The organism is Streptosporangium sp. CA-135522 (genome assembly GCF_050949235.1).
Lineage (GTDB): Bacteria > Actinomycetota > Actinomycetes > Streptosporangiales > Streptosporangiaceae > Streptosporangium.
The window spans coordinates 3,081,514-3,105,750 of sequence record NZ_CP192026.1 but is presented as its reverse complement, the minus strand read 5'-3'; the positions used below and the strand labels follow the sequence as shown (position 1 = coordinate 3,105,750).

Sequence of the window (24,237 nt, the reverse complement as noted above, 5' to 3'; positions counted from 1 at the left end):
TCCGGGTCATGCCGGCGAAGGGAGCGGAGCACGCATGGCGCATCGTTTCGACGTCCTCGTCATCGGCGGGGGCGTGGTCGGACTGTCGGTGGCCTGGCGCGCCGCCGGGCGAGGGCTGAGGACCGCGGTGGTCGATCCCGCTCCGGCCTCGGGGGCCTCACACGCGGCGGCCGGCATGCTGGCGCCGGTCAGCGAGGTCACCTACACCGAGGAGCCCCTGCTGCGGCTCGGCCTGGCCTCGCTGGAGAGGTGGGCCGCGTTCGCGGCCGAGCTCACCACCGACAGCGGCCACGAGCTCGACTACCGCACCGAGGGCACGCTGGACGTCGCCTTCGGCGCCGACGATCTGGCGGTGCTGGACGACCTGGCCGCTTTCGCCGACAAGCTCGGCCTGCCCGCCGAGCGGCTCACCGGCCGCGAGTGCCGCCGCCTGGAGCCGATGCTCGCACCGTCCGTCCGCGGCGGCCTGCTGGCCGGCGGGGACGCCTGGGTGGACCCCAGGAGGGTCACCAGGGCCCTCCTGGCCGCCCTGGAGCGCCGCGGTGGCGCACAGGTGCGCGCCAGGGTCGCGGGGCTGGAGACGGCCGCCGGGGCGGTCGCGGGCGTACGGCTGGCCACCGGTGAGACCGTCGGCGCCGACCGGGTGATCCTGGCGGCCGGGGCCTGGTCGGGAAAGCTGGAGGGAGTGCCGCCCGAGGTGCTGCCGCCGGTGCGGCCGATCAAGGGCCAGATCATGCGGCTGCGCTCCCCCGAGCCGATCCTGCGGCGATGCGTGCGGGGGGTCGTGCACGGCGAACACGTCTACCTGGTGCCGCGCGGCGACGGCGAGCTGGTCGTCGGGGCCACCCAGGAGGAGATGGGCTTCGACACCCGGGTGACCGCCGGAGGGCTGTGGGAGCTGCTGCGCGACGCGCGGGAGCTGGTGCCGGGCGTGACCGAGCTGGAGCTGGCCGACGTGGTCGCGGGGCTGCGTCCCGGCACTCCCGACAACCTGCCGCTGGTCGGCCCCACGGCCCTGCCCGGCCTGTGGCTGGCCACCGGGCACCACCGAGGCGGGGTGCTGCTGGCCCCGCTGACCGCCGACCTGTGCACCGGCCGGGCGGACCCGGAGCTTTCGACGATCTGCTCGCCACTGCGCTTCCAGGAGCACCCATGAACGTGACCATCAACGGCGCCGCGCACGAGCTGCCCCCCGGGGCCACCGTGACGCAGGCCGTACAGAAGCTGACCGAGGTCAGGACCGGTGTGGCCGTGGCGGTCAACGACGAGGTCGTCTCGCGGGGCTCGTGGGACTCCATGACGCTCGCCGAGGCCGACCGGGTCGAGGTCCTCACCGCGGTGCAGGGAGGCTGAGGGCGTTGACGTACATGGACGACGATCTGATCATCGGCGGGGAGAAGTTCTCCTCCCGCCTCATCATGGGCACCGGGGGCGCTCCCTCGCTGGACGTCCTGGACCAGGCGCTGGCCCTGTCGGGCACCGAGCTGACCACGGTCGCGATACGGCGGCTGGACCCGTCCGCGCGGGGCTCGGTGCTCGACGTGCTGCGCCGGCGCGGGATCAAGGTCCTGCCGAACACGGCCGGCTGCTTCACCGCCGGGGAGGCCGTGCTGACCGCCAGGCTGGCCAGGGAGGCGCTGGAGACCGACTGGGTCAAGCTGGAGGTCATCTCCGACGAGCGCACCCTGCTGCCGGACCCGATCGAGACCTTCGACGCGGCCGAGCGGCTGGTCGCCGACGGGTTCACGGTGCTGCCCTACATCGGCGACGACCCGGCTCTGGCGCGCCGGCTGGAGCAGGCGGGCTGCGCGGCGGTGATGCCGCTGGGCGCGCCGATCGGCTCGGGACTGGGCATCCGCAACCCGCACAACATCGAACTCATCGTGGAGGCGGCGAAGGTTCCGGTGATCCTGGACGCCGGGATCGGCACGGCCAGTGACGCGACACTGGCGATGGAGTTGGGTTGCGACGCCGTGCTGCTGGCGACGGCGGTGACCCGGGCGCAGCGGCCGGACCTGATGGCCCAGGCCATGCGCTCGGCGGTCGTCGCGGGACGCCAGGCCCGGCTGGCGGGGCGGATCCCCCGGCGGCGCTACGCGGAGGCGTCGTCGCCGATGAATCCGTAGGAAACAGTCAACTTCTCGGCATCGGTTTGGAACACCGGGACCCTGCGGGCGCCAAATCGCCCGTAAACTCAGCCGGGTGGACACGACGCTTACGGACCCCCTGGTCGGGAAACTCCTCGACGGGCGTTACCGCGTTGAGTCCCGGATCGCCCGGGGCGGCATGGCGACCGTCTATCTGGCTCTGGACATCCGGCTCGACCGCACGGTCGCCGTGAAGGTGATGCACCGCTCCCTCGCCGAGGACCCCGCCTTCGTGCGGCGGTTCATCGGCGAGGCCAAGTCGGTGGCGAGCCTTTCGCACCCCAACGTGGTGCATGTCTTCGACCAGGGCACCGACGGAGACAACGTCTACCTGTCAATGGAGTACGTGCCGGGACGCACCCTGCGCGACGTGCTCCGTGCCCGGGGCAGGCTCCCCGCCCGCGAGGCCCTCGAGGTCATGATCCCGGTGCTCGCCGCGCTGGGCGCCGCGCACCAGGCCGGGCTGGTCCACCGGGACGTCAAACCGGAGAACGTACTGCTGAGCGACGACGGCCGGGTCAAGGTGGTGGACTTCGGCCTGGCCCGCGCGATCGAGGCGACCAACCAGACGCGGACGGGCGTCATGATCGGCACCATCGGCTACATGTCGCCCGAGCAGGTGACCTCCGGCGCCGCCGACGCCCGCAGCGACGTCTACTCGGCCGGGATCATGCTGTTCGAGCTGCTCACCGGCCGCCAGCCGTACGAGGGCGACACTCCGATGTCGGTGGCCTACCGGCACGTGCACGACACCGTGCCCGTTCCCTCGACGCTGCTGCCGGGCGTCCCACCGCTGCTGGACACGCTGGTGGCCCAGGCGACGGCCCGTGACCCCGCGACGCGCCCGGCCGACGCCACCGCGCTGCTGGTCGCCGCGGTGGACGCGCACCGGATGCTGCCCAGGGAGAGCGGCCCGGTGCCGTCCGTCCCGGTCGGCCCCGCGCACAGCCCCGACCAGGCGCCCGCGCCGGCCAACCAGACCCTGATCCAGCCGCGCGTCGATCTGCTGACCAGCCCGGTCTCCGATCACGCCGCGCCCGCCGCGCCCGCGCGGGCGCGCTTTCGGCCCAACTGGTTCGTGATCGCGCTGGCCGTGGTGATGGTCGCCGCGGTCGGGGTGACCGGCTGGCTGTTCTCCCAGAGCACCACCATCACGGTGCCCGAACTGGTCGGCAAGAACGTCACGATCGCCGAGAACGAGGCCAGGCAGCGCGGTTTCGTCGTCGAGATCGGCAAGGCCGAGAACGACGAGAAGATGCCCAAGGGCAGCGTGCTGCGGACCGACCCGGTGGCGGGCACCGAGAGGGAGGGCAAGTCCAAGCTGGTCCTCATCGCGTCGGCCGGCCCCAAGCGGGTCGCCGTGCCCAACGTCGTGGGCCTGAGCAAGGACGACGCCGCGACGAAGCTGGCGGCTTCCGGGCTGGTCGTCGACCGCGTCAGGAAGCAGCCCAGCGAGACCGTGTCGCGCGGTCAGGTGATGCGGGCCAGCCCCGCCGTGGGAAACCTGGTCAAGGAGGGCAGCAAGGTCAGCCTGGTGATCAGCGCGGGTCTGGTCATGCCCGACGTCAAGGGCATGCCCCGCGACCAGGCCGACGCCATGCTGCGCACCGCGGGCTTCTCGCCCGAGTTCGTCGAACAGACCGACTCCGCCCAGCCCTGCACGGTGATCGCCCAGGACCCCCAGCCCAACGCGGAGATCGACAAGGGCGCCGTCGTCCGGCTGACCCTGTCGCAGTGCAACAACGGCGGCTGGCACTGGCCGTGGGAGAACACCGACCCGAACCAGCCCGCCGACCCGAACCAGAAGATCATCGTCATTCCCAACGTGATGTTCAAGGACGTCAAGGCGGCCCGGCAGGAGCTGCAGGCCGCGGGGATGAGGGTGAAGGTAAAAAAAGGCCCGGGCCGGGCTCTGGTCCTGGCCCAGCTCCCGCCGGGAGGGCAGCAGGCTCCGTCGGGCACTGAGGTGACCCTCTGGCACTGAGCCGGGCGGCGAAGGGGCGCCGGACGCCCGGGTCAGCCTTCGGCGAGAACGCCGTGCAGGCGGACGCGGGCGAGTCCCCCGTCGGGGTAGACGTCCACCCGCACGTGGGTGGCCACGGGGGCGTCGGCGATGCGGAAGCGGTGCGGGGTGTCGGGCTGCAGGCGGGTGCGGGGCAGGATGTCGAACCAGGTGTCCCCGTCCGCGGTGCCGCTGATCGCGACCGCGCTCGGGGCGTTGAACAGCAGGTTGGTCGTGTCGATCTCGGCGAGCTTGACGACCCCGGCGCCGGCCAGGCGGATCAGCACCCAGTCGTTGCCGCCGCCGCGACGGCGGGCGGTCTCCCAGCCCTCGGCCTGATGGCGGGCGAGGCCGGGGGCGATGAGGTTGTTGGGCGAGGAGTAGAACTCGTTGGAGCAGCCGGTGACCAGCGCGCCGTTGGCCAGCGCGGCCAGATCCAGGCCGAGGCCGTCGTAGACGCTCAGGTCGGCTCTGACCTCGCCGTGCACGCGTAGCCGCGCGACGCCGCCGTCGGGGAAGATGTTCAGCCGGACGTGGGTGTGGCGGCGGGGGTCGGTGACGGTGAACAGGTGCTCGGCGTCGCCGGTGAGATCGCTGGGAGCGAGGATCTGCGTCCATTCGGCGGCCTGCAGCTCGGCCGGGGTGGGGTGGCCGTCGAGCGCGGCGGCCTCGACGGAGGCCTGGGGCGGGTAGTTGCCGGTGAACCAGGCGGTGTCGATGACGAGGCCGCGGATCAGGCCGGGCAGGCCGAGCCGGACCAGAGCCCAGTCGTGGCCGGGCTCGCGCCGTCGCCGGGTCTCCCAGCCGTCGTAGCGCTGCCCTTTGGGGCCGAAGGTATGGGGTTGGAAAGCGGGCCGGCCGGGACTGATGAGGTTTTCCCGTTCGGCGAAGGACTCGTCGCTGGCCGCGACGACCGAGCCGCCCAGAGTGCGCAGGGCCAGGTCGGGCAGTGCGGTGAAATCACTCACGGAAGAGGGCCTTTCTCATGGGACGCCTCGGGCGCCGGACGGCGCCCGGCGGTCGCGAGACGCTCGCTTCCCGGAACGGCCGCCGGTTCCGATGCGGGCGCCGTTCCCGGAGGGCGTTCCGATGCCCGAGGGCGTTCCGACGCCGGATCGGGCCGCAGGAAAGCTCCCGCCGGGACGTCGTCCACCGCCCGGCCGCGGAGCCAGGTGGCGCGGACCACGCCGCGCAGCGTCCTGCCGTGGTAGGGCGTGAGCGGGTTCCTGTGGTGCAGGGCGGCCGCGTCCACGACGTGGACGGCGTCGGGGTCGAAGGCGACCAGGTCGGCGTCGTTGCCCACGGCGATGGACCCCTTACCGCCCAGCCCGGCCAGCGCCGCGGGGTTGGCGGCCATCCACCGGACCACCTGGCCGAGGCCGTGCCCGCGGTGCGACGCCTCGGCCCAGACGGCCGCCAGGCCGACCTGCAGGGAGGAGATCCCGCCCCAGGCCGCGGCGAAATCAGGCACCTTCAGCTCCGGAGGGGACGGGGAGTGGTCGGAGACCACGCAGCTCAGCACACCGTCGGCGAGCCCCCGCCAGAGCTCCTCCCGGTTGGCCGACGAGCGGATCGGCGGGCAGCACTTGAACTGGGTCGCGCCGTGCGGCACCTGTTCGGCGGCCAGCGTCAGGTAGTGCGGGCAGGTCTCGGCGGTGATCCTGACGCCTTCCCGCCGTGCCCTGGCCAGAGGTCGCAGGCACAGCGCGGAGGAGACGTGCAGGATGTGCGCCCGCACGCCGGTCTGCGCCGCCAGCGCGATGACCCGCTCGACCGCGCGGCACTCGGACCGGCCGGGCCGGGAGTCGAGGAAGTCCGCGTAGCCGGGTCCGGCCGGCTCGCCGAGGAGCGCCGGGTCCTCGGCGTGCACGACCAGCAGGCCGTCGAAAGAGGCGATCTCCGCCATGGCCGCCCGCAGCTCGCCGGTGTCCAGCGGCGGGAACTCCTCCACCCCGGAGGGCGACAGGAAGCACTTGAACCCGTGCACCCCGGCCTCGTGCAGGGCCCTGAGATCCTTGAGGTTGCCGGGAACCGCACCACCCCAGAAGCCCACGTCCACCAGGCACTGCCCGGCCGCCGCCGTCTTCTTGACGGCCAGCGCGGCCGCGTTCACGGTCGGCGGCAGCGAGTTGAGGGGCATGTCCACGATGGTGGTGACGCCGCCCGCCGCGGCGGCCCGGGTGGCGCAGGCGAAGCCCTCCCAGTGCGTCCGCCCCGGTTCGTTGACGTGCACGTGGGTGTCCACCAGGCCGGGCAGCAACGCGACCTCGCCGAGGTCGATCCGCTGGACCGCCGCGACCTCGGCGTCGTAGGCGTGCACGCCGGCGATCTTCCCGTCCCGTACGGCCACCGCCGCCGGCCCCTCCCCCTCGGGAAGCACGGCCCGGCGGGACCGGATGACCAGATCCATCATGCCTTCGACCTGTCCGCCCATCACCCCTACCTCTCCCCTTCCCTTCCCGTTTCCGTACGGCGGCCGGGTCTCCCGGCGGCAGGATCGGCCGCTTCGCGCGAGCAAACGGCCTGGCCGCCGGGACGGCGCTCACAGATGCCTGCGCGCGACCTCCCGCGCGAGCCGCTCCAGCAACGGACCCGCCTGGGACATGCACACGGCCGGGTCGGGTTCGAGGTCGGTGAGCGCGTAGGCGGCCGTGATGCCCGCCGCGTTCAGCTCCTCGTCGTCGAGAGCGCGGCGTCCGCACACCGCGACGACGGGAACCCCTGCCTTGACGGCGGCGGAAGCCACCCCGGCGGGGGCCTTGCCGCGCAGGGTCTGCTCATCCAGCGAGCCCTCGCCGGTGATGACCAGGCGGGCTCCTTCCAGCCGCTCCTGGAAGCCGAGCAGGTCGAGCAGGTATTCGATGCCGGGGCGGAAGTCGGCGGACAGGAAGGCCAGGGCGGCGAAGCCCACCCCTCCGGCGGCGCCCGCGCCCGGCCGGGCGGCCACGCCCATGGCCCGGACGATCCCGTCGTGCTCGATGGCGCCGGTCAGGCCGTGGGTGTGCGCGGCGACGGCCGCCAGGCGGGCCAGGGCCCCTTCGAGCACCTTCACCTCTTCGGGACCGGCGCCCTTCTGCGGGCCGTACACGGCGGCGGCGCCGTGCGGGCCCAGCAGCGGGTTGTCCACGTCGCCGGCGACGACGAACTCGACCCCGTCCATGGAGATCAGCCCGGATTTGTCGATCTCCTTGAGACCGCGCAGGGCTGCGCCGCCGGGCGTCAGCTCCTGCCCGTCCGCGTCCAGGAATCGCACGCCGAGCGCCTGCATCATGCCGGCGCCGCCGTCGGTGCAGGCGCTGCCGCCGAGCCCCAGCACGATCCGCCTGGCGCCGCGCCGTACGGCATGGGCGATCAGCTCGCCGGTGCCGTAGCTGGTCGCGCTCAGCGCTTGGAGATCACCCGTGAGGCGGCGCAGCCCCGACGCCTCGGCGAGCTCGATGACGGCCGTCGGCACTTCGACCGATGCCAGTCCCCCACCGGCCGTCGGCACTTCGACCGGTGGGGAACCGGCATCGGCCGGGGCGGCGGCCTCGGCGCGGGCGGGCTCGCCCCAGGCGTAGGAGGCGCGGACCGGTTGCCCGGTGGGACCGGTGACCTCGACCTCGACGCGCGTGAATCCGCAGGCCACGACCGCGTCCACGGTGCCGTCGCCGCCGTCTGCCACCGGCAGCGCGACCATGACGACGTCTGGACCCAGACCGGCCGCCACGCGTGCGGCGACCTCGGCTCCGGTCAGCGACCCCTTGAACTTGTCCGGGGCGATGATGACATGTCCCGAAGACCCCGAAGGCTCAGACAACGCTGCTCCCTGATGGAGGATGAGCGGACGCGCGCTCCGGCCCGGCGGATGCGGGTGTGCGCGCGTTCCGGAATACGGTGAGATGAAGCACCATCATCACACCTGTCCGATGACGGGCTCGACTCCCCTCACCGCCCTGTCACCGCCCATGCCGCCCTCTCCGGCCCGCCCGTTCACGAGAGCTCGGCTTTGCGGGCGGCGGCGAGCCGTACGGCGTCGAGGATCTTCTCGTAGCCGGTGCACCGGCACAGGTTGCCCGCCAGCGCCTCACGGATCTCCGCGTCCGAGGGCCGCGCGTTGCGCTCGATCAGATCATGCGCCTGCACGATGAGACCCGGCGTGCAGAACCCGCACTGCACCGCGCCGCATTCGACGAAGGCCTGCTGGACCGGGTCGAGCCGTTCCCCGTCGGCCAGCCCCTCGACCGTGCGGATCTGACGGCCCTGCGCCTGGCCGGCCGCCACCAGGCACGCGCACACCGCCACCCCGTCGAGATACACCGTGCACGAGCCGCACTCCCCCTGCTCGCAGGCGTTCTTGGAGCCCGGCAGGCCGAGCCGCTCGCGCAGCACGTACAGCAGGCTCTCGCCCTCCCAGACGTCGTCGGCCTGCTCCGGACGGCCGTTGACGACGAACTCGACACGCATCAGATCGCTTCCCTTCGCCCGTGCCGCGACCACCGCTCATTCCGTTCGTTCCATGCCCAGCTCAACGTGCGCCGCGCCATCACCGCCAGCGCGTGACGCCGGTAGTCCGCCGTGCCGCGTACGTCGTCGATCGGCGCGGCGGCCTGGGACGCCAGCTCGCCGAACCGCTCCAGCACGCCGGGATCGAGCCGTTCGTCGTCCCAGTCCGCCTCGGCGGCCACGAACTCCTCGGCCGCCACCGCCCGGACCGGCGTCGGCGCGGCCGAACCGATCCCGGTCCCCACCCGCCGCCGATCGGCGTCCAGCGCGACCGCGAACGAGCACACCGCGATGACCATCGCGTTGCGGGTGCCGACCTTGGAGAAATACTGCGGACCCGCGGCCGGCCTCATCCAGAACGCCCTGATCAGCTCATCGGCCTGCAACGCGTTGCGCTTGACCCCGAGGTAGAACTCCTCGGCCGGGATCATCCGCACCCCTCGGGCGGCCGATTCGACCTCGATCACCGCGCCGGCCGCCAGCAGCGGCGGGTGGCTGTCGCCGGCCGGTGAGGCCGCGCCCAGATTGCCGCCCACCGTGGCGCGGTTGCGGATCTGCGGCGAGCCGACCGTACGCGCGGCCTGGGCCAGGCCGGGCAGCTGCCGCCCCAACTCGGCGATCAGCCGCGTGTACGACACCCCCGCCCCCACGCGCAGCCGCCCGTCCGGTTCGCCGCTCCAGCGCCCCAGCTCCGCCACCCCGGTCAGATCCAGCAGCGCGACCGGCCGGTGGCGGCCGAAGTTGAGCTCCACCATCACGTCGGTGCCGCCCTGGATGGGCAGGGCCTCGGGCAGCGCGGCCTTGGCCGCCAGCGCCTGCGCCCAGTCGGCCGCCCGCACGAATTCCATGCTCACTCCCCGCTCACTTTCACGGCTCATTCCCACGCGGAACCGGCGTCGGGGGCGCCGTCGTCGAGCACCGCGCCCTCGATCAGCCCGTAGGGCCGATCGGCGGCGTAGAACACCTCGTTGGGGTTGTCCAGCCCGAACGGCGTCAGATCCACCGGAAAGTGGTGCTTGTTCGGCATCGTCAGGCGCACCTCGCAGACCTCCGGGCGGGTCTCGATCACCCGCCGGCCCATCTCGTACAGCGTCTGCTGCAGCGACAAGCTGTAGGTGTCGGCGAACGCCTGCAGCAAACAGTGCCGCACTTCACTGTAGGACTCGCCGAACGCGCCGCCGGCGTGCCCATGCCGCCAGCGGGCCGTCACCTCACTGGCCAGGATCCGGTCGGTGGCCGGCTGCAGGGTGGTGAACTCGTCCACGGCGAATCCCTGAAACTCCGAACCGGTCGAATTCAGCAACACCAGCTCCTTCAGTCCCGACATCACGCTGGTGGTCCCGTCGCGGTCGTGATGGACCACGCAGGTGCGCACCTCCCGGCCCGAACGCACGAAAGAGTGCGACGACCGCGGCGGGCCGGCCGGTCCGCCGGCGGGGACGCGCTCCCAGAGGTATTCGTCGATCTCCACCCGGGCGTGGTGGACGGCCGGCTGGGAGGCGACGTAGTGGCGGGCCAGCACCAGCGCGAAGTCCTCGATCTGGTCCACGCCGTGCGTGCGGGCGAAGGCGTAGACGGTGTTCTTCTGCGTGTCGGTCGGCAGCACCGCGCTGTTGTCACCGCGCAGGTACACTGCATCCATCTCGCCCGACAGCGCGCAGCTGACGTTGAGGTCCTTGAGATGGTGCACGGCGCCGTCCTTGACCACCCGGACCAGACGCACCTGCGCCTTGCCGTAGCGGTTGGCACCGAGAACGACCGCCATGCCTAGCTCCCTCGATACGTCGAATAGGCGAACGGGCTCAGTAGCAACGGCACGTGGTAGTGCTCGTCGGGATCCTCCACCGTGAAATCGACCGCGACCTGCGGGTAGAAGGCTCGCACCGCCCGGGCCGCGAAATAGGCGCCGGTGTCGAACACGAGCCTGTGGGCGCCCGCCGCGGGCGCCCAGCCGCCGAGGCGGCCGTCGGCGCCGGTGACGCCCTCGGCCAGCACGGCGCCCGCCCGCTCCAGCCGCACCGCGACCCCCGCCGCGGGCTTGCCCAGCACCGCGTCCAGCACATGCGTCGACAGACTCACCAGACCTCCCGGGTCGCCGCGCGCGAGCTCCCGCTCCCGCGCCTTTCGTACGGCCGCACGGTCCCGTACGGGATCGCGGCCCTCACACGCCCTCGCCCAGCAGCTTCGCCACGCGCAGGCGAGTGATCTTCGCGAGCTCCGCCCGGACGACGTCCCGCTCGGTCGCCTCGTCGTTTCGCAGCCGCTCCCGCAGCCGGGCCAGCATCTCCTCGGCCGTCAGACCGGTGGCGCACACCAGGTAGAGGTGCCCGAAGCGCTCCTCGTAGAGGCGGTTGCCCTCGGCCAATCCGTCGAGCACCGCGCGGCCGGCCCCGTCCACGCCGGACTGCTCCCGGCGGGACCAGGACGACTCCCGCTCGGTCCCGCCGGCTCGCTCGGCGCGACCGCCGTCGCGAGGCGGCCCACCGATTCTGGGGTGCGCGGCCAGCGCCTCCCGCACGTCCGGCCAGGACAGGTCGCCGACGGCGGCGCCGGCCGCTTCGGCCAGCTGGGCGAGGTCGCGGTAGGGACGCAGCGCGGCCACCCGGCGGGCGAAGACCCGGGAGCCGCAGCAGGCCAGCAGCCCGGCCTCGGCCTCGGCGGCGTCGAGCGCGTTGAAGCCGGTCAGCCCCGTCGCTGAGGCCGTGGGATTCACGTTCGGCATGCAAGCAGTACACACACCGCCGCCGTGCGCGGTCCAGCAGCGAGAACTCCCAAGGGGGCTAAAGGTTTGCCCCGTGTTTTCGTGTCATGCTCCAAGCCGGGCGGGCGAGCGTGGCCCCGACCTCCCGTAACGGGTCGGTCGAGGCCGCCTCGGCGGCCGGGAAACGTCGGCCGCAGCGCCTAAACTGGCGGCACCATGACTTCTCTTTCCCTCATCGGCGGACACGTCTTCGTCACCGGCGGCCTGGCCAAGGGCGGCCTGCAGTGTGCCTCGGACATCGGCGCCGAGATGATCCAGGTGTTCGTCACCAATCCCCGCGGCTGGGCGCTCACCGCGGGCGACCCCGAGCAGGACGCCAAGCTCCGCGAGTCGGGGATGTCGTCCTTCGTGCACGTTCCCTACCTCGTCAACATGGGCTCACCCAGTGCCGACACGCTGGAGAAGTCGACGGCCACCGTACGGCACGGCCTGCGGCGCGCCTACGAGATCGGCGCCGAAGGCGTGGTGGTCCACACGGGGTCGGCGGTGAGCCAGTCCCGCGAAGACGCCCTGCGCCAGCTGCACGAGCACCTGCTCCCCCTGCTGGAGGAGATCCCGGACGACGGCCCGGACCTGCTGCTGGAGCCGATGGCCGGGCAGGGTGCGATGCTCTGCGCGACCGTCCAGGACCTGGAGCCCTATCTGACGGCCCTGGACTGGCACCCGAAGGCGGGCGTCTGCCTGGACACCTGTCATGCCTTCGCCGCCGGCCATGACCTGTCGACCGCCGCCGGCGTCAAGGAGACCCTCGACGCCCTGCACGCGATCGCCCCGGGACGGCTCAAGCTGATCCACGCCAACGATTCCAAAGACGTCTGCGGTTCCAAGAAGGACCGGCACGAGAACATCGGCGCGGGCCACATCGGCATCGAGCCTTTCGGCGAGCTGATGCGCCACCCGGTGGCCGCCGGCGTGCCGCTGTGCATCGAGACCCCGGGCCCCATCGACAAGCACCGCGAGGACATCGAGCTGCTCAAGAAGCTCCGTGACCGCGAGGAGCGGTGAGCGGCGGGCGCCTCACCTGACCGGCGGGGTGGGACGGGACGCCCGCTCTCGTGATCCGGCCGCCCCCGCGGACCAGATCACGGTCCGGCCCGCTGGCTAACGCGGGCGTCCCGTCACACCGGAGATCGCCGGGCCCTCCCCCCGATTCAGGGCCCGGCGACCGGATGACCGGCCGTCGGCGGTCATCCAGGGCTCCGCGCATCAGGTCTTGTCCGAGCCTTTCGGCTCTGTCCCCCTGATGCGGCGGGTTTGGCTCTCCGATGAATGGAACACTAGAGGGGCGTCCAGCCGGCCGACCACTCCTTTCCCGTCAGCGCGATTAACGGTGTGTAGTCGTCGATGTACGGAGAGTATCGACACGACGAGCGGCCGGGCCGGCGCGACGAACGGTCGATTCCCGGGTCGACCGGCTCACCTGACCGCTTCGGAGGACAGCGACCGGTCCTGGAGCTGGCGGTCCCGGACGAGCTGCTCGCGGACCTGCCGGGTGTGGCGGCGGCTGACCGGCAGCGTCTCCGAGCCGACCTGCAGCGTCACCCGGCCGCCGTCGAAGCGCAGCTCGCTCACGTGCCGCACCGAGACCAGCGTGCTGCGATGCACGCGGATGAATCCCGAGCCGGCCCAGCGCCGCTCCAGCGCGGCCAGCGACATGCGCACCAGATAGTTGCCGTCCACGGTGTGCAGCCGTACATAGTCACCCTGGGCCTCGGCGAACCGGACCGCCTGCTGGGCCACGAACCTGGTCCGCCCGCCGAGCTCGACCGGGATGACGTCCTCCGGGACCGGTTCGGCCGTCGCCGGCGTCATGGACTCCAGGCGCCGTACGGCTTCCGCCAGCCGGTCGGCGCGGACCGGCTTGAGCAGGTAGTCGACCGCCTCCAGGTCGAAGGCCTGGATCGCGCAATCCTCGTGGGCGGTGACGAACACCAGCCGGGGCGGGTTGGGGAAGGCACCGATGAGCCGTGCCAGGTCGAGGCCGCCGAGACCCGGCATGCGGATGTCGAGGAAGACTCCGTCGAGCCGCTCTCCCGCGCCGATCATCTGGACCATGTCCTGCAGGGCACTGACTCCTCCGGGAGCGGTGGAGACGTGTTCGATGCGGGGGTCGTGGCGAAGGAGGTAGGCCAGCTCCTCCAGCGCGGGGACCTCATCGTCAACGGCCAGGACTCGCAACATGGCCCCACGCTGCCGCCGAACCGCGTTCAGCGCAATAGAAATGTCAACTTTAAGTAAAGCTATGACTACAAATAGCTATTACCTTGAGGGAAGCTTCGGCACGCGCAGCCGTATTTTGGTACCGGCGCCCAGGGCGGTCTCCACGACGAGCCCGTAGCCCTCGCCGTAGAGCCGGCGCAGCCGTACGTCCACGTTGGCCAGGCCGATGCCGCCCTCCTCCCGCCCCTGGCGCGGCTCGTCCTCCAGCAGCCGCCTGGCCCGCGCCGGGTCCATGCCGAGCCCGTCGTCCTCCACGGTGATGTGGGCCTCGGGGCCGGCGTCCCTGGCCACCACGCTCACCTCGCCGCAACCGCCGGTAGCGGCGACGCCGTGCTTGATGGCGTTCTCGACCAGCGGTTGAAGGCACAGGAACGGCACGGGCACCGACAGCACCTCCGGTGCCACCTGGACGGTGAAGCGGAGCCGCTCGCCGAATCTGGCCCGCTCCAGCAGCAGGTATCTGTCCACGCAGCGCAACTCGTCGGCCAGGGTGCTGAAATTCCCCTCCCGGCGCAGCGCGTGCCTGGTGAAGTCGGCGAAGTCCATCAGCAGCTCTCGGGCCCGCTCGGGGTCGGTGCGGACGAAGGAGGCGATGGTGGTCAGGGAGTTGTAGACGAAGTGCGGGGAGATCTGCGCGCGTAGCGCCCGCGTCTCCGCCTCCATCGCGCGGCGCCGGGAGGAGTCGAGCTCGGCCAGCTCCAGCTGGCCGGAGACCCAGCGGGCGACCTCGGTGACGGTCCGCACGAGCGCCGCGCTCACCTCGGCGTCGTAGGCGGCCAGCGCGCCGATCACCCGGCCGTCCACGGTGAGCGGCACCACCGCCGCACCTCGGATCACGCAGCCCGGCGTGTCACAGGTGAGCGTGTCACCGGCCACCACGTACGGGCGGCCGGAGGAGAACACGTCGCGGGCGTGCTCCGGCGCGTGGTCGCGGTGGCAGTCCATCGCGCCGTCCCAGGCGAGCACGCCGTAGGCGTCCGTCACCGCGATGGCCCTGGTGCCCAGCAGCGTGCGCAGGTGGCGGATCGCCTTGCAGGCGGAGTCGCGCGTCAGTCCGGCCCGCAGTGACGGCGCCGCCTGCGCGGCGACGTGCAGGGTGGCGAAGGTCGCCTCGTCCGGCGAGCCGCCCAGGTGGCGGGGGGCGGCCGGAAGCCGGCGGGACAGGACGAATCCAAGGAGAGTGCTGACGGCGCAGAGCAGCACCCAGCCACTGGTCGACCACATGCGGGAAACCGTAGTCAACCACCCCGGTCAATCAGGGGAGAACGCCGATCACGGCGGACCTTCACCTGATTCATCCTGATAGTCGATCACGGCGGCCCTTCGCCTGTTTCCTCCTGATAGGAGTATCGCTGCTCACGCCAGGGATCGGCGACGTTGTGGTAGCCGCGCTCCTCCCAGAAACCACGCCGGTCTTCCAGGAGATATTCCACGGCGCGCACCCATTTGACGCTCTTCCACGCGTACAGGTGGGGAACGACGACCCTTACCGGGAATCCGCGCTCCGGCGAGATGGGCTTCTCGTCGAGCTCCAGGGCGAACAACGTGTGGGGGTGGGAGAAGTCGCTCATCCGCATGTTGGCGCTGTAGCCGTACTCGCCCCAGACCATCACGTGCTTCACGCCCGGGGCGGGCGGGGCCAGCTCCATCAGTGTCGCCGTGGAGACCCCGCACCACTCGTTCCCCATGATCGAGAACTTGGTGACGCAGTGGAAGTCGGCGATGACCGTGGTGCGTGGCAGCTCGGAGAACTGTGGCCAGGTGAATTTGTGCGGCTGCCCCGAGGCGGTCGCACCCATGACGTGGAACTCCCACGTCGCCGGGCGGAACGTGGGCACCCTGCCGTAATGGATCACCGGGCGCCCCCGGGGGACGTACTGGCCCGGAGGCAGGCGAGTCTCCTCCGGAGGTTCGGACTGCTCCACCATCACTCCCCTCGCCGTTTCCCGCTGGCACCGGGTGATCCTGTTCCCCGACGGCACGGGGTAATCCTGCCACCGCGCCTCCACCACCGTCTCAGCGGCCACCGGATAACGCTTTCTCGCCGTGTCGGCGCCGGAGCCGGACACCGGGAGGCGCCGGAGCCGGACACCGGAAAGGGGCCTGGCGCACCGTCCGCCTCGCCGACGAGTCCTGACGATGCGCTACTATTGCCCGCGATGCGTACTGCTTTCTGGTTTTGGTATGGCGACGGACCCGCGGGTCGGACCGTTCGCCTCCAGATGCTGCGCTGACAGCCAGGCGAACGCGAAGGCCCCGGGTCCGGTTACGGACCCGGGGCCTTCTGCGTTCACGGACCTTTTTTCATCGAGATCGAAGGAGTGACATGGTCATCGTCATGGGCCCCAGCGCCACCCAGGAAGACGTCGAGGCGATCGTGGAGATCATCGGCACGACGGGCGGCGAGGCGTTCGTCAGCCGGGGCGTGAGCCGTACGATCATCGGGCTCGTCGGCGACATCGACCATTTCAGCGCGCTCGACCTGCGCGGCATGCGCGGGGTGGCCGACGTGATGCGGGTGAGCGCCCCCTACAAGCTGGTCAGCCGGGACAACCATCCCGAGCGCTCCACGGTCCGGGTCGGCGGCGTGCCGATCGGTCCCGGCACGGTGACCCTGATCGCCGGCCCCTGCGCGGTGGAGACCCCGCAGCAGACCCTCCAAGCGGCCGAGATGGCCAAGGCCGCCGGCGCCACCCTGCTACGCGGCGGCGCCTACAAACCCCGCACCTCCCCCTACGCCTTCCAAGGCCTGGGCGAAGCCGGCCTGCGCATCCTGGCCGACGTCCGCGAGCAGACCGGCCTGCCGGTCGTCACCGAAGTGGTCGACGCCCACGACGTCGACCTCGTCGCCTCCTACGCCGACATGCTCCAGGTCGGCACCCGCAACGCCCAGAACTTCGCACTGCTGCAAGCCGTCGGCGCCGCCGGCAAACCGGTCATGCTCAAGCGCGGAATGAACGCCACCATCGAAGAATGGCTGATGGCCGCCGAATACATCGCCCAGCGCGGCAACCTCGACATCGTGCTGTGCGAGCGCGGCATCCGCACCTTCGAAACCGCCACCCGCAACACCCTCGACATCTCCGCCGTCCCCGTCGCCCAGCGACTGTCCCACCTACCGGTCATCGTCGACCCGTCCCACTCCGGCGGCCGCCGCGACCTCGTCCTGCCGCTCAGCCGCGCGGCCATCGCGGTCGGCGCCGACGGCGTGATCATCGACGTGCACCCACAGCCCGAGCAGGCCCTGTGCGACGGCCCGCAGGCACTGGTCGACGGCGACCTGCAGGAGCTCGCCCGCCTGATGCGCGATTTCCCGCCGCTGGTCGGCAAGACCACGGTCGGCGACGCCCTGGCGTCCACCTGATCGTGGTCGCCGTCAGGCCCCGCGTTCATCCCTACCGCGAGTGCCCCCGCCTCCCGGCACGGCCGGCGCCAAGAACCGCCGGCCGTGCTCTCGCGCTCAGCCCACGGGCTTGTACTCCTGCCGGCCCACGGGCTTGTACTCCTGTCAGCCTTCGAGCTTGTACTCCTGGAGGGATCCGGCGAGCTGGACGGCGAGCTCCTCGGCGTCGAGACGCTTCTCGATCTGCCTCAGATCCGCGATCTTGGCCGCGGTCTCGGCGCGCCGGGGGGCCAGGAGGGTGCAGCAGTCCTCGTCGGGAAGCTCGGAGATCTCCAGGGTGCCGATGCGGCGGGCCTCGGCCATGATCTCGGTCTTGTCGAGGCCGATCAGCGGGCGCAGGATCGGCATGTCGACCGCGTCGTCCTGGGCGGTGATGTTCTGCAGGGTCTGGGAGGAGACCTGGCCGAGGGAGTCACCGGTGATCAGCGCGCCGGCGCGGAGGCGGCGGGCGACCTCCTCGGCGGTCTTGAGCATCAGACGGCGCTGGGAGATGACCGCGAGGCGGTCCTGCCCGGAGGACTTGATGGACTGCTGGGCCTTGCCGAACGGGACGACCCACAGCCGCGACCTGCCCTGGAACTTGTCCAGGGCGCGCACCAGCGCGTACGCCTTGTAGATGGACTCCGACGTCGTGAACGGGATGCCGGAGAAATGCAGGAAGTCCACCCGCAGACCGCGCCGCATCATGCGGTAGGCGGCCACCGGGGAGTCGATGCCGCCGGACATCAGGACCAGGCCTCGCCCGCTGGTGCCGACCGGCAGGCCGCCCTGACCGGGCGTGCCGCCGGTGAAGACGAAGACCTCGTCCCGGTCCACCTCGATGGAGACGACCAGCTCGGGGTTCTTCAGGTCGACCGGCAGGCCGTAGATGTCGTTGAGCTCGCCGCCGACCGAACGGTCGATCTCCATGGAGGTCATCGGGAAGCGCTTGTCGCGGCGGCGGGAGCGGACCGCGAAGGAGACGCCGCGCCTGACGTCCTCCCGGTCGGCCAGCAGCTCGATCGCGGCCTTGGTCACCGCGCCCGGGTCCTTCTCCACCCGCCAGGCCCGGTGAATCCAGACCAGCCCGGGAACGTAAGCGACCCGCTCGGCGACGGCGTCGGCGACCTCGGGGCCGGTGCCGTCCGGGAGGAAGAGCGCGATGACGCCGTGACGCTGGCGCACGTCCACTTTGAAGTCGAAGTCCTTCAGGGCCGCCTTGATGTTGGCCTGCAACCGCTGTTCGAAGATCTCTCGGTTGTTTCCCTTAAGGACGACCTCGCCCAGTTTGAGTAGAACGCAGGGCTCACCCAAGGCGGACATGGTCATGCTGCAACCTCCGGTGGAACAGTGAGGGTCAGGGGAGATACGGGCCTACCGCCCGATGTCATGCGTAACCGCCTGAAGACAACGCCTCGACCTAGTTACTTTAATCCGCCCCACGACCATCCGGACCTTGCTTGACGGTACGGAGGACGGACTCGCGGGCCGAGACCACCCGCCGTACCCCGGAGACGGCCGGGAGCCGGCACAGACGAAAGCCCCCGTCGACGAACGATCGCTCGTCGACGGGGGCTCACGGGCCGGGCGTTCGCAGGCTCGCCGTATCCGTACGGCGAGCCTGCGCCCGTCCGGCGGCCGGCCGACCTGCGAGGGGGCGCTGGTGTGCGATCCCCGCCGGCCGCGGCGATCACGCCCTTTCACACGGATTCGATTCTGAAGCTTCCTACCGATTGGCCCTCTCTGCGTCAGGGCGATGACGGCCACCTCTTCTTTCCGGGTGGTTTCCCGCCGCTACGGGCGGTCGGCGGACGGTGGCGCGATCACGCGCGGCGACCGTCGACGCCTTCCGGGGCGAATCTTGCGGATGTCACTTTCCGAGCCGGGCCTGACTGGCGACCTCACCCTGGACGACCTCGGCTCCTACCGTCGGTCCCCGGTCCACCCTCTTCCGGGACCGATGGGGAAGAACACCCCGGTTCCTACCGATCTCAGTTGTTGTTGTTATTGTTGTTGTTGTTCGCGCCTCCGTTGTTGTTGTTGTTATTGTTGTTGTTGTTCGCGCCTCCGTTGTTGTTGTTGTTATTATTGTTGTTGTTCCCGCCTCTGCCGTTGTTGTTGTTGTTATTGTTGTTGTTCCCGCCTCTGCCGTTGTTGTTGTTGTTATTGTTGTTGTTCCCGCCTCTGCCGTTGTTGTTGTTGTTATTGTTGTTGTTGTTTCCACCCCTGCCGTTGTTGTTGTTATTGTTGTTGTTGTTGTTCCTGGCGCACTTTCTGGGGTGCCTGTCGCACCAGTTCTGCGCAGAAGCGACGGGAGACGTGGCGGCGACCGCTCCCCCGGTGCCGGCGGAGGCCGACTGGGCCGACATCGCCACGGGAGCGACGAGCGCGGAGGCCACCATCGCGCCGGCGGCGAGCGAGTTTCTGAGTTTCGTCATTGGAGATCACTCCATGTCGCATAGGTGCACCCCGGGTGACACCCGGGCTGACAAGGCGCCGAGTCGACATCGCGGAAGACTCCGACACGGCGCGGAACCTGAATTCGACGCTAGTTGAGAAGAACTGGGACGGTCGCCCACGAGAGGCCAAAGCCCTCGATCCGGTCCGATTACCCTGCGAACCCGAAAAGGAGCGGAAAGTAGTCGCCCGGTCACATTCGGCTATCCGGCTTTCGGGGAGGCCTGCGCCGGCGTGACGGCGAGCGGGCACGCAGGGTCATGGGCGCGTAAGCGAGGACGGGCGCGGCCGCCGAGCTCGGCACGAATCACCCGCAACAGACCAGAACCGGCTCTCAATTCGTGCGGCGTTCCGCCCCCGCTTTCACACGGGCGACCTCGACTTACAACAATTCACCGTTTTCCCGCACAAAGAACTTGGAACATGTCCCACGCGGACCGCTTTCTGCGGCCCGTACACTCCGCGCCGGCCTATGCCGTCTCCGGAGTCGGGTGCGCGCTCGGCCTGCCGCCGGCCGTGGCCCTGTCGCCCCCGGTGCTCCGAAACGCCCCTCGCCGTTCGACTCCACGAGTGGGTGACGTACGGCTTGCGCCACCGCGGGCCGCTTGATCGGGGCGCAAGCCGTACTCGGAGGGGATCGGACGTCACCGTCCGTGGCGCGAGGTTACGTTCTGTCGCTTGCAGAACGCTTGCAACGGGCTGGAACGCCCGCGACCGGTGAGGGGGCCGCTTCGAAAAGCAGCCCCCTCACCGGTCGCGTGCCTGACCCCGGCGTGTCAGCCGAAGAAGACCTCGGCCTCCTCGTAGCGGCTGACCGGCACGGTCTTCAGCTCCTTGGTGGCCTCGGCGAGGCCGACCCGGACGACGTCTGTGCCCTGCAGGGCGACCATGACGCCGAAGTGACCGTCGTGCACGGCGTCGATGGCGTGCAGGCCGAACCGCGTGGCCAGCACCCGGTCGAAGGCCGTGGGCGTGCCGCCGCGCTGGATGTGGCCCAGCACGGTGGTGCGGGCCTCCTTGCCGGTCCGCTTCTCGATCTCCTTGGCGAGCATCTCGCCGATGCCGCCCAGCCGGACGTGACCGAAGGAGTCGAGCTCACCGGCCTGCAACGTCATCTGACCCTCGATGGGATGCGCTCCCTCGGCGACCACGATGATCGGCGCGTAGCGGGTCTTGAAACGGGACTCGACGTAGGCGCAGACCCGGTCGATGTCGAAGGGCTTCTCCGGGATGAGGATGACGTTGGCGCCGCCGGCCATGCCCGCGTGCAGGGCGATCCAGCCCGCGTGACGGCCCATGACCTCGCAGATCAGCGCGCGGTGGTGGGATTCGGCGGTGGTGTGCAGCCGATCGATCGCCTCGGTGGCGATGTTGACGGCGGTGTCGAAGCCGAAGGTGTAGTCGGTGGCGTTGAGGTCGTTGTCGATCGTCTTCGGCACGCCGACGACCTTCACGCCCTTGTCGAAGAGCTGCTTGGCGACGCCGAGGGTGTCTTCGCCGCCGATCGCGATCAGCGCGTCGACTTCGGCGTCGGCCAGGTTGTCCTTGATCTTCTCAACGCCACCGTCGATCTTGATCGGGTTGGTCCGTGAGGAGCCGAGGATCGTGCCGCCACGCGGCAGGATGCCCCGCACGGCCGGGATGTCCAGTGGCATGGTGTCGCCTTCGAGCGGGCCACGCCACCCATCGCGGAATCCGACGAATTCGTGTCCGTAGACGCTGATCCCCTTGCGCACGACGGCGCGGATAACAGCGTTCAGGCCGGGGCAGTCGCCGCCCCCGGTTAGCACTCCAATACGCATGGCATCCTCCGGTGGTGGTTCCGAGGCAAGACGGCCAAACTCAATGGGGTGACGCGGCCGGAGCGGAATCTCCGCCGCCGACGCAACGCATTCTGCCTGCTGGAAGGCCAATGGTCTAGACCAAATCGGTGGAGTCCTCGTGTGTCGCCTCTCGCCGCAGTCCCCGGAACGGCCGGGCTCGTGAAATGTTCACTGTCACTTCAGTCTTCTCCATGTTCGCCGCATGTTCGCGCATGACGACCAGGCGTTTCCCGCGGGTCGCGCGTGTGACGGCCCGTGCCGCGCGGAGAAAGGAGCCGGCGTGTCTCAGCGGGGCGCCGGTCCGTCCAGACCCAGGGATCGGAGGTTGTCGTCGGCGGGATGACGACGTCCGGCGGGACCGGCGGCGAAGGCCCGCAGGAGGTTCCTCGTGGCCCTGCGGACGAAGGCCCCGGCCTGCCGCGTGACGCCGTGACCACAGCGGGCGCCTCGCATCGCGCACACCCAGCGCATCGTGCCGGAGTCGAACACGGCGGCGCCGCTCGGCACGGTGTAGTAAGCGCTGTGCGCGACCGTGGAGCGTCCGCCGCAGTCGACCGGGGAGACCGACAGGACCTCCATCGGGCGCGGCGCGCCCGCCATGACCCTGTCGGTCTCCACTCCGGCCATGCCGGGGAAGCGGGTGCCGCGCCGTACCCCGGTTCCCTTGAAGATCCAGTTGTCGGGACGCTCGACCACGTAGGCGGACTCGGAGGGGTAGCAGTCGTACATCGGACCGGTCAGCGCGTTCTCCGGCTCGCCGCTGTCGCGCCACAGGACCGTCGATGGATCCTCGGCGGTGTCCTTGTGGCAGACGACCATGCGGTCAGGCCCCAACGAGGTCGCGGTGAAGCGGATCCGCCAGTAGACGGCGTTGGCGCCGAGGAAGGCGAGGTTGGTGCCGTGGTCGCGGGCGGCCTCGACGGTGCGGCGCATGCGCGCCGACCAGTATTCGTCGTGGCCCAGGGAGACCAGGCCGCGGGCGCCGTCGAGGATGCCCGGGTCGCGCTCGAGCTCCAGGCTCGTGACGTAGGCGAGCGGGAGGCCGCTGTGCTCGGCGACCTCGATGGCGTCGCGTTCCATGTCCAGGAAGAGCCGGGCGCCGGAGGTGTCGTAGGGGCGGTCGAAGCTCACCGCGCGCGATCTGTCCTCGAAGCCGCCGGGGCCCCGGTAGAGGCTGCGACCGCCCCAGTCGTTGTAGGCCTGCCAGGTCGTGACCGCGTTGACGACGACCAGGCGTCCCCGGGTGGAGGCGGATCTGACCGTGATGGGGACGTAGCGCCGCCCTCCGCCGGCGGCCTCCAGCCGGATCAGGTAGGAGCCCTCGGGCCAGCCGGAGGTGTTCACCTCGGGACCCGGCTCCCAGTGGGCGGCGCTCACCGCGCCGGTGGCGGCGATCGTCCTGGGCGGAGCCTGCCTGACGCCGGGCAGTTCGGCCGACTCCCAGACCTGCCTGGCCCCGGCTCCGCCGTACCAGCCCACGCGGAAGGCCCTTGCGGTGTAGCGGCCGGCCGTGGTCGAGACGTACAGCCGGAAGCTTCCCCCCGGCAGCACGCTCACCCGGTCGGCGAAGCCCTCGATCTCATGCTCGGCGCCGCGCTCGCGCAGCCGCCAGCGCGGGTCGCCCGCTTTGGCGTTCTCGGCGGCGATGGCGCTCCCGGCCGCACCGGCGCCCTCCGGGACGGCCGGGGACGCGGTGGAGGACGCGGTGGACGCGGTGGAGGGCATGACGGCGGCAGGCCCGGTGGTGACGGCGCACCCGGTGGACACCAGGACCGCCGCCAGGGCCCCCGTCAGGGTCACCGCCCAGGTCGTCGCCGGAGTCGTCGAAGTCGCCGGAGTCGCCGGCGGCGCCAGCGGCGGGTCGGTCGGATGCGTGGGCGTTCGGAACATGCGCAGCAGCATGTCCGCACGGGAGGCCTGCCACGCGGGACTTGGACGGATCTTGGCGTCAGTTCGACGGCAGCACGCACGAGGGGGTGCCCACCGCGAACACCTCTCCGTCGGCCTGAGGGATCCCGTCTTTCAGGGCCAGTACGGCGATGCCTCCGGAGCGCTGGTTGGCGACGTACATCCGGTCGCCGGCGAAGGCGAAGTGCCGCGGCCAGACACCGCCGCAGCCGACCTCGGCGACCGGGTCCAGGGTGAGGGGGGAGAGCACCGCGATGGTGTCGGGCCCCCGGTTGCCGACGTAGACGAGCCCGCCGGACACCTCCAGGTGCGAGGGGTGGTTCTCCCCGGCCGTGGCACTGGCCGGCACGGCCCGCATCTCGTGCCACCCGTCGTCGTAGACGCGGACCGTGCCGTCCAGCTCACCGGCGACGTACCAGTGATCCTCGAAGTGGGCCATGTGCCGGGGACCCATGCCGGATGCGAGCCGTACCGGGCCGTCGGGGTGCGGCCTCACCTGGCCGTCGACCAGATACCTGCGGACCTCGTCGGTGCCCAGGTCGGTCACGTACAGCACGCCGTCGGGGCCGAAGACGGCCTGGTGGGCGTGAGCGCCCTCCCGGTAGGGGAAGATCGTCACCTCGGTGAGGAGGCCGGACTCATCGATCCCGTGCACGCTCACCGTGCCGTCGCCGTAGTTGGCCACCGCGAGCAGGGTGCCCGACGGGTCGACGGCCAGGTGGCAGGGGGCCGACCCCTCGCTGGGCCGCTGGGCCAGCGGGGTCAGCGCGCCGTCGTCGGCCCGGGCGAAGACGGCGACCGTGCCCCGCTCGCTCTCCCCCACCGCGTACAGGACGGGAAGCCGGGGGTGGACGGCGAGGAACGACGGGCCCGAGGCCGCCGTCTCACCGAGCCGTGCGAGGCTTCCCAGCTCCACCAGGGTGATCCCCGGGCCCGTCCCATCGGTGTCCGGGGTGTATCCACCGATATATGCAACCTCGGCCATCATGCTCCCATCGCAGCGGTGGGCGACGTACGCCCGTCGGGACCGATCATCCCTTCTCGGCCAGTCT

The 24,237-nt window shown here is 70.9% G+C and carries 22 protein-coding genes; 6 read left to right on the top strand and 16 right to left on the bottom strand.

The window, feature by feature from the left end; all coding sequences use genetic code 11:
- The first annotated feature begins 34 nt into the window (after window positions 1–34).
- The 4 genes from thiO to pknB all read left to right on the top strand — a co-directional run bounded on the left by thiO (window position 35) and on the right by pknB (window position 4,131).
- Complete coding sequence (thiO, locus tag ACQPYK_RS14710) at window positions 35–1,156, top strand: glycine oxidase ThiO (RefSeq protein ID WP_433255405.1); 1,122 nt, start codon at window positions 35–37, stop codon at window positions 1,154–1,156.
- A complete protein-coding gene (gene thiS, locus ACQPYK_RS14705) occupies window positions 1,153–1,353 on the top strand; it encodes a sulfur carrier protein ThiS (RefSeq protein WP_433255402.1) in 201 nt (66 codons plus the stop codon). The genes thiO and thiS overlap by 4 nt, the downstream gene beginning before the upstream one ends.
- A gap of 14 nt (window positions 1,354–1,367) precedes the next feature.
- Window positions 1,368–2,126, top strand: coding sequence for a thiazole synthase (locus tag ACQPYK_RS14700; RefSeq protein WP_433258799.1), 759 nt, complete (start codon window positions 1,368–1,370; stop codon window positions 2,124–2,126).
- 76 nt (window positions 2,127–2,202) lie between these two features.
- The gene (gene pknB, locus ACQPYK_RS14695; protein ID WP_433255400.1) at window positions 2,203–4,131 is read left to right on the top strand and encodes a Stk1 family PASTA domain-containing Ser/Thr kinase; all 1,929 of its coding nucleotides are present in this window, start codon (window positions 2,203–2,205) and stop codon (window positions 4,129–4,131) included.
- 32 nt (window positions 4,132–4,163) lie between these two features.
- Here pknB and alc read toward each other — a convergent pair whose 3' ends face one another.
- The 8 genes from alc to uraD form a co-directional block, all read right to left on the bottom strand.
- Window positions 4,164–5,117 (bottom strand): allantoicase, encoded by a 954-nt coding sequence (gene alc / locus ACQPYK_RS14690; RefSeq protein ID WP_433255397.1) that lies wholly within the window; start codon window positions 5,115–5,117, stop codon window positions 4,164–4,166.
- Window positions 5,114–6,583 carry an allantoinase AllB gene (allB, locus tag ACQPYK_RS14685; RefSeq protein ID WP_433255395.1) on the bottom strand — a complete coding sequence of 490 codons (1,470 nt, stop codon included), beginning with the start codon at window positions 6,581–6,583 and terminating at the stop codon, window positions 5,114–5,116. Before allB ends, alc begins: the two co-directional genes overlap by 4 nt.
- 108 nt (window positions 6,584–6,691) lie before the next feature.
- Window positions 6,692–7,948, bottom strand: a complete 1,257-nt coding sequence (locus ACQPYK_RS14680) for a glycerate kinase (protein ID WP_433255392.1) — start codon at window positions 7,946–7,948, stop codon at window positions 6,692–6,694.
- A gap of 173 nt (window positions 7,949–8,121) precedes the next feature.
- Window positions 8,122–8,595, bottom strand: coding sequence for a (2Fe-2S)-binding protein (locus ACQPYK_RS14675; RefSeq protein WP_433255390.1), 474 nt, complete (start codon window positions 8,593–8,595; stop codon window positions 8,122–8,124).
- The gene (locus ACQPYK_RS14670) at window positions 8,595–9,482 is read right to left on the bottom strand and encodes an FAD binding domain-containing protein (protein WP_433255387.1); all 888 of its coding nucleotides are present in this window, start codon (window positions 9,480–9,482) and stop codon (window positions 8,595–8,597) included. Before ACQPYK_RS14670 ends, ACQPYK_RS14675 begins: the two co-directional genes overlap by 1 nt.
- A gap of 26 nt (window positions 9,483–9,508) precedes the next feature.
- A complete protein-coding gene (gene pucL / locus ACQPYK_RS14665) occupies window positions 9,509–10,399 on the bottom strand; it encodes a factor-independent urate hydroxylase (RefSeq protein ID WP_433255384.1) in 891 nt (296 codons plus the stop codon).
- 2 nt (window positions 10,400–10,401) lie between these two features.
- Window positions 10,402–10,716 carry a hydroxyisourate hydrolase gene (gene uraH, locus ACQPYK_RS14660; protein ID WP_433258797.1) on the bottom strand — a complete coding sequence of 105 codons (315 nt, stop codon included), beginning with the start codon at window positions 10,714–10,716 and terminating at the stop codon, window positions 10,402–10,404.
- A gap of 79 nt (window positions 10,717–10,795) precedes the next feature.
- On the bottom strand, window positions 10,796–11,356 hold the full coding sequence (uraD, locus tag ACQPYK_RS14655; RefSeq protein WP_433255382.1) for a 2-oxo-4-hydroxy-4-carboxy-5-ureidoimidazoline decarboxylase: 561 nt from the start codon (window positions 11,354–11,356) through the stop codon (window positions 10,796–10,798).
- Window positions 11,357–11,551: 195 nt separating this feature from the next.
- Between uraD and ACQPYK_RS14650 the strand changes: the two genes are divergently transcribed.
- Complete coding sequence (locus tag ACQPYK_RS14650) at window positions 11,552–12,400, top strand: deoxyribonuclease IV (RefSeq protein ID WP_433255379.1); 849 nt, start codon at window positions 11,552–11,554, stop codon at window positions 12,398–12,400.
- A gap of 411 nt (window positions 12,401–12,811) precedes the next feature.
- Here the strand turns inward: ACQPYK_RS14650 and ACQPYK_RS14645 are convergent, their stop codons facing one another.
- From ACQPYK_RS14645 to ACQPYK_RS14635, 3 genes are all read right to left on the bottom strand, one after another.
- Entirely contained in the window at window positions 12,812–13,576 is a 765-nt protein-coding gene (locus ACQPYK_RS14645) for a LytR/AlgR family response regulator transcription factor (RefSeq protein WP_433255377.1), read from the bottom strand.
- Window positions 13,577–13,654: 78 nt separating this feature from the next.
- Window positions 13,655–14,839, bottom strand: coding sequence for a histidine kinase (locus ACQPYK_RS14640; RefSeq protein WP_433255375.1), 1,185 nt, complete (start codon window positions 14,837–14,839; stop codon window positions 13,655–13,657).
- An 86-nt stretch (window positions 14,840–14,925) separates the two neighbouring features.
- Window positions 14,926–15,543 carry a molybdopterin-dependent oxidoreductase gene (locus tag ACQPYK_RS14635; RefSeq protein WP_433258795.1) on the bottom strand — a complete coding sequence of 206 codons (618 nt, stop codon included), beginning with the start codon at window positions 15,541–15,543 and terminating at the stop codon, window positions 14,926–14,928.
- A 398-nt stretch (window positions 15,544–15,941) separates the two neighbouring features.
- Between ACQPYK_RS14635 and aroF the strand changes: the two genes are divergently transcribed.
- Window positions 15,942–16,979 carry a 3-deoxy-7-phosphoheptulonate synthase gene (gene aroF, locus ACQPYK_RS14630; protein ID WP_433255372.1) on the top strand — a complete coding sequence of 346 codons (1,038 nt, stop codon included), beginning with the start codon at window positions 15,942–15,944 and terminating at the stop codon, window positions 16,977–16,979.
- Between the two features lie 144 nt (window positions 16,980–17,123).
- On the opposite strand, the gene thiI is transcribed toward aroF, so the two are convergent.
- From thiI to ACQPYK_RS14605, 5 genes are all read right to left on the bottom strand, one after another.
- Window positions 17,124–18,326, bottom strand: coding sequence for a tRNA uracil 4-sulfurtransferase ThiI (gene thiI, locus ACQPYK_RS14625; protein WP_433255370.1), 1,203 nt, complete (start codon window positions 18,324–18,326; stop codon window positions 17,124–17,126).
- A 662-nt stretch (window positions 18,327–18,988) separates the two neighbouring features.
- The gene (locus tag ACQPYK_RS14620; protein WP_433255367.1) at window positions 18,989–19,435 is read right to left on the bottom strand and encodes a hypothetical protein; all 447 of its coding nucleotides are present in this window, start codon (window positions 19,433–19,435) and stop codon (window positions 18,989–18,991) included.
- A gap of 795 nt (window positions 19,436–20,230) precedes the next feature.
- A complete protein-coding gene (locus tag ACQPYK_RS14615) occupies window positions 20,231–21,256 on the bottom strand; it encodes a 6-phosphofructokinase (protein ID WP_433255365.1) in 1,026 nt (341 codons plus the stop codon).
- 306 nt (window positions 21,257–21,562) lie between these two features.
- Window positions 21,563–23,167, bottom strand: a complete 1,605-nt coding sequence (locus ACQPYK_RS14610) for a N,N-dimethylformamidase beta subunit family domain-containing protein (protein WP_433255362.1) — start codon at window positions 23,165–23,167, stop codon at window positions 21,563–21,565.
- Window positions 23,168–23,225: 58 nt separating this feature from the next.
- Window positions 23,226–24,173 carry a lactonase family protein gene (locus tag ACQPYK_RS14605; RefSeq protein WP_433255360.1) on the bottom strand — a complete coding sequence of 316 codons (948 nt, stop codon included), beginning with the start codon at window positions 24,171–24,173 and terminating at the stop codon, window positions 23,226–23,228.
- Between the last annotated feature and the right edge of the window lie 64 nt (window positions 24,174–24,237).

What these genes read in the sequence shown, in the direction of transcription:
- ACQPYK_RS14700 (WP_433258799.1), top strand. Translation starts at nt 1,368, where the DNA reads ATGGACGACGATCTGATCATCGGCGGGGAGAAGTTCTCCTCCCGCCTC.
- pucL (WP_433255384.1), bottom strand. Translation starts at nt 10,399, where the DNA reads ATGGCGGTCGTTCTCGGTGCCAACCGCTACGGCAAGGCGCAGGTGCGT.
- ACQPYK_RS14650 (WP_433255379.1), top strand. Translation starts at nt 11,552, where the DNA reads ATGACTTCTCTTTCCCTCATCGGCGGACACGTCTTCGTCACCGGCGGC.
- ACQPYK_RS14670 (WP_433255387.1), bottom strand. Translation starts at nt 9,482, where the DNA reads ATGGAATTCGTGCGGGCGGCCGACTGGGCGCAGGCGCTGGCGGCCAAG.
- thiO (WP_433255405.1), top strand. Translation starts at nt 35, where the DNA reads ATGGCGCATCGTTTCGACGTCCTCGTCATCGGCGGGGGCGTGGTCGGA.
- allB (WP_433255395.1), bottom strand. Translation starts at nt 6,583, where the DNA reads ATGGGCGGACAGGTCGAAGGCATGATGGATCTGGTCATCCGGTCCCGC.
- ACQPYK_RS14610 (WP_433255362.1), bottom strand. Translation starts at nt 23,167, where the DNA reads ATGTTCCGAACGCCCACGCATCCGACCGACCCGCCGCTGGCGCCGCCG.
- aroF (WP_433255372.1), top strand. Translation starts at nt 15,942, where the DNA reads ATGGTCATCGTCATGGGCCCCAGCGCCACCCAGGAAGACGTCGAGGCG.
- thiI (WP_433255370.1), bottom strand. Translation starts at nt 18,326, where the DNA reads ATGACCATGTCCGCCTTGGGTGAGCCCTGCGTTCTACTCAAACTGGGC.
- ACQPYK_RS14635 (WP_433258795.1), bottom strand. Translation starts at nt 15,543, where the DNA reads ATGGTGGAGCAGTCCGAACCTCCGGAGGAGACTCGCCTGCCTCCGGGC.
- ACQPYK_RS14640 (WP_433255375.1), bottom strand. Translation starts at nt 14,839, where the DNA reads ATGTGGTCGACCAGTGGCTGGGTGCTGCTCTGCGCCGTCAGCACTCTC.
- ACQPYK_RS14620 (WP_433255367.1), bottom strand. Translation starts at nt 19,435, where the DNA reads ATGACGAAACTCAGAAACTCGCTCGCCGCCGGCGCGATGGTGGCCTCC.
- uraD (WP_433255382.1), bottom strand. Translation starts at nt 11,356, where the DNA reads ATGCCGAACGTGAATCCCACGGCCTCAGCGACGGGGCTGACCGGCTTC.
- ACQPYK_RS14615 (WP_433255365.1), bottom strand. Translation starts at nt 21,256, where the DNA reads ATGCGTATTGGAGTGCTAACCGGGGGCGGCGACTGCCCCGGCCTGAAC.
- thiS (WP_433255402.1), top strand. Translation starts at nt 1,153, where the DNA reads ATGAACGTGACCATCAACGGCGCCGCGCACGAGCTGCCCCCCGGGGCC.
- ACQPYK_RS14605 (WP_433255360.1), bottom strand. Translation starts at nt 24,173, where the DNA reads ATGATGGCCGAGGTTGCATATATCGGTGGATACACCCCGGACACCGAT.
- ACQPYK_RS14675 (WP_433255390.1), bottom strand. Translation starts at nt 8,595, where the DNA reads ATGCGTGTCGAGTTCGTCGTCAACGGCCGTCCGGAGCAGGCCGACGAC.
- ACQPYK_RS14645 (WP_433255377.1), bottom strand. Translation starts at nt 13,576, where the DNA reads ATGTTGCGAGTCCTGGCCGTTGACGATGAGGTCCCCGCGCTGGAGGAG.